A 4,054-nucleotide genomic window follows, 5' to 3' on the forward strand; every position below is an offset into this window, starting at 1 on the left:
TCTATTCAGTTGAGCTACGCGGCCTTTTTGTTTAACGGGTGCAAAGATACGGACTTTTTCCGAAACTGCAAGTATTCCACAAACTTTTTTTGAAGAAAATTATTCGATGAAACGGTAATTAAACAGTTGCCAGCCGATACTCAACCCCACATTCCACTCCCTTCTCGGTGAGCTATAATGATTTACATAAGCAGAGATCGCTCCAAAAGGTAATTGGCAAATAACAGAAACTTCTCCCATATATTCTACCTTTGAGAAAGCTTTTCCATAAAATGCTTTGTTTTGCGTATTCTTCTCGATAGGGAAAATAGGCATAAATCCATAAAATTCTCCTCTCAGATGAAACATATCATTGAAAATAAACATAGGCTTGATACCGGCAGCCAGAAACTGATTAGCGCGGAAAGCCTCATTATACATCAGCTTACTATGCGGAGTCGGCGAAAACTCTGCAGCCTGCATCATTGTCGCCGTAAAATTCTCCGAGAAATTCCTCGATGAATACAGCGCTTCCGCCATCCATCCCAAAACAAATTTAGGCGCCATACTATGATATGCTTCTTTCATATAAGAAATCTGTAACCATGATTGCCGTTCCTGTGTAACAGGCTGTTCTGCCGGATTTCCAGGCTTATATCTTTCTTTTCCCGTAAAAATCTGGGCTATCAATTTCTCGTTATACCCTTTTGTAGCGTATTGACGGGAATTCAGTGTACTTCCATAAAAGCTAATAGAACCGCCTATAAGCCTGTATAAACTCCTGTCCGAACGGTCTTCTTCAAAGTTTATCACACTGGATTGAAAATAGTTATCTTGCAATTTTCCAATACCAAAGCCAAATTCAGCCCGTTTATTCGCTAAGAATGGTAAAGCGATAATCAACTTCAGAAATCGTTCATCCTTTGAATTAAAGGAAGGTTTATCGTTTTTAGAGAACAGTTTCTCTTTCTTGTAATAATCAAAAGTACTGATAGACGCAATAAGCCGATATGAAGTAGGAATATGAGTAGGCAAATCTATACGCGCCATCAGTTGGGCATTATTATAAACTTTACCCAATTGGCCATCAAACGTAAACTCTTTGGCATAATAATTTAAGTTCTGATAGCCCAGGCCCAGATATATCTGATTGGAACTCGTCGTAGACACACTACCCCCCAAGCGGACAGAGAAATTATCCTCCATCTTTACTTTCAGATGCAAATCGTACATATCGGTCTCTTCATTGAATACTGCCTTCGGTATTATTTCAGAGATCATATTATCCGCAAGCAAACGAAAATATCCACGCTTCAGCTCTTCGTAAGTGAATGGCTCATCTTCTTCATCATGAAATTCCTTCTGAATATAAGCCTGTTGCTGTGAGTTAGCTCCATCAATATAAATTTTCTGGAAATAGAGCTGCGGCAGATTACTGCGATAAACCAGACGGCGTAAACGCACATTATCTGCATTCACCCTACGATGAATACGCCCCTTTATAGAATCCATCAGGCTAAGAGTGCGATTGTAACCTATATCATGGAGTTCCTGAAGACGGTCGAAATCAAGTAAGTTCACATCATCATACTTGAATGTCATGAGGATGCCGACAGAATCCGGAATAGAATAGTCCGTCTTCTGCATCACCATGTTCTCAATCTGACTCATAAGGTCATTTTCTTTAGGCTTGGACGGATTAGCGGCCACCACACTACCAATAATAATATCCGGATGAAAATCATCCCGCATCACATCCGTTGGAAAGTTATTGTAAATACCACCATCATAAGCCAGCACACTATCTATCTCAATTGGCTTAAAAACAAACGGAAAACTCATAGAGGCGCGGACAGCATCGCCCAGATCACCTTTCCCTAACACTATTTGCCGTTTATTGTATACATCGGAAGCGATACAACGAAAAGGAACAAACAGTCTGTCAAAATCACCGTCGCAAGCAGCCGTAGCACGGGCAAACAGCTCCACAAACACCAGATTCATTTGGATGGGGTTAACCATACTGGTCGGCAATTGCGGTTTGACATTCAAGGAGTCCTTAAAATCAAAGCGGATATTAAAAAATTCCGGCGTGGGGATACTTTTCTTAAAATAATAGGCGTATTTAGGCTCTACTTTTCCCGAATACCAGCGTTTAAAGTCTTCTGAACGCAGCAAAGCCTCCATATCATCGGGAGAGTATCCCATGGCATACAACGAACCGATAATGGCTCCCATGGATGTACCGGTAATATAATCGATAGGGATATTGTTTTCTTCCAAAGCCCGAATGATGCCGATATGCGTCATACCTTTCGCACCACCACCACTCAATACAAGTCCAACTTTTTGGGCATGCAACATGGGCAGCAACAAGAAACAAAACGATAAAAGCAAAAGAATTCTTTTCATACTTCAAAGTTCCGAGCTGAAAATATATTATTATCAAAGCTCAAATATATGCAATTGTTTCGAAATTGGACGTATCCAACGCTAAAAAACAAGCGTTCCCACACAAAATATACGAAAAAAGGAGCATTACAACTCTTATAAAAGTTGCAATGCTCCCGGCATATAGATTGTGAATAAAGGGCGTATTTAGATTAGCTCGATGCTTCTCTTCACAAAGTTATTCAAAGCTTCACCTTTCAGCATGCCATTTTGCAGCAATGCCAGGTCAATCAATTGGCGGACAACTTTATTTTTAGCTGCATATCCGGCAAATACTTCGTCTTTCTTTGTTTTCAGTTCTTCCCACTTCTGATCCAATCCGTTCACTTCGTCCTTTTCAGCAGTAGAAATTTCTTCGTCTTTCTTACCTTTTTGTTTATCTTTCAGTTCATTACGACGTTTGTCTACGTCATTCATTTCTTGCTGAATAGGAGCTACAACAGAGTCGCATTCTTTTTCTTCGTCTGCAAGAACTTCTTTCACCAGTTTATGATCTGAATTCAGCACAAGGTTGAACATATCAGGCATTTCTCCATAGAAACTCATACCTGCCTGAATATTAGCCATTTCTTTCATACGGCGCATATATTCGCTTTGAGTAATCATCACAGGAGAAGAATTTTCACCCAAAGCCTGCGCAGTGATATTAAACTCAACCTTTTCCAGCTTAGGCAACTGGCTCTTGAACACAGCAGAAAGAGCTTCTTGTTTGCCTGCTTCCAGAGTTTCACCTTTCTTATCTTCTTTGATAATCAGATTATCGATAACATCACTATCTACACGGGTAAAGCGAGATTTCTCAAACTTTTGCTCCAACATGCTTACTACAGCAATGTCCAGTTGACCATCCATCAGCAACACATTGTATCCCTTATTCTTAGCAGCCTCGATGTAGCTGAATTGCTCATCTTTATGATTAGCATACAGATAGATCAAATTGCTATCTTTATCAGTCTGATTATCTTTAATCAACTTCTGATACTCTTCAAATGTATAGCATTTACCATCCGTATCGGTGAAAAGGGCAAAATCTTTTGCTCTGTCATAGAAGTCTTCCTGAGTAAGCATTCCGTAATTGATGAAAATCTTCAGGTCATTCCACTTTTCCTCGAACTGTTTGCGATCGTTTTTAAAGATAGATTGCAGACGATCAGATACTTTCTTCGTGATATATGTCGAAATCTTCTTCACGTTAGAGTCGCTCTGTAGATAAGAACGGGATACATTCAACGGAATATCCGGAGAATCGAGCACACCATGCAACAGTGTCAGAAAGTCAGGTACGATACCTTCTACTGAATCCGTAACGTATACCTGGTTACTATAAAGCTGTATCTTATTCTTATTCAATTCGATATTACTCTTTACTTTCGGGAAGTAAAGGATACCTGTCAGATGGAACGGATAATCTACGTTCAGATGTATCCAGAACAAAGGTTCATCAGACATCGGATACAGGTCACGATAGAACTTCTTATAATCTTCATCCTTCAGTTCGCTGGGTTTCAATGTCCACAACGGATTACTGTCATTGATGATATTATCTTCGTCTGTTTCAACCTGTTTTCCATCTTTCCAGTCTTTCTTCTTACCAAAAGCAATAGGTATGGGAAGGAAACTACAA

At 39.8% G+C, this 4,054-nt stretch carries 2 protein-coding genes; both read right to left on the bottom strand.

The window, feature by feature from the left end; all coding sequences use genetic code 11:
- Positions 1–99: 99 nt before the first annotated feature.
- A complete protein-coding gene (locus BACCELL_RS21710; protein WP_029428136.1) occupies positions 100–2,391 on the bottom strand; it encodes a patatin-like phospholipase family protein in 2,292 nt (763 codons plus the stop codon).
- Positions 2,392–2,577: 186 nt separating this feature from the next.
- A partial coding sequence (locus BACCELL_RS21715) for a hypothetical protein (RefSeq protein ID WP_007214234.1) occupies positions 2,578–4,054 on the bottom strand: 1,477 nt, incomplete at its 5' end.

This window comes from Bacteroides cellulosilyticus DSM 14838, from assembly GCF_000158035.1.
Classification (GTDB): Bacteria; Bacteroidota; Bacteroidia; order Bacteroidales; family Bacteroidaceae; genus Bacteroides; species Bacteroides cellulosilyticus.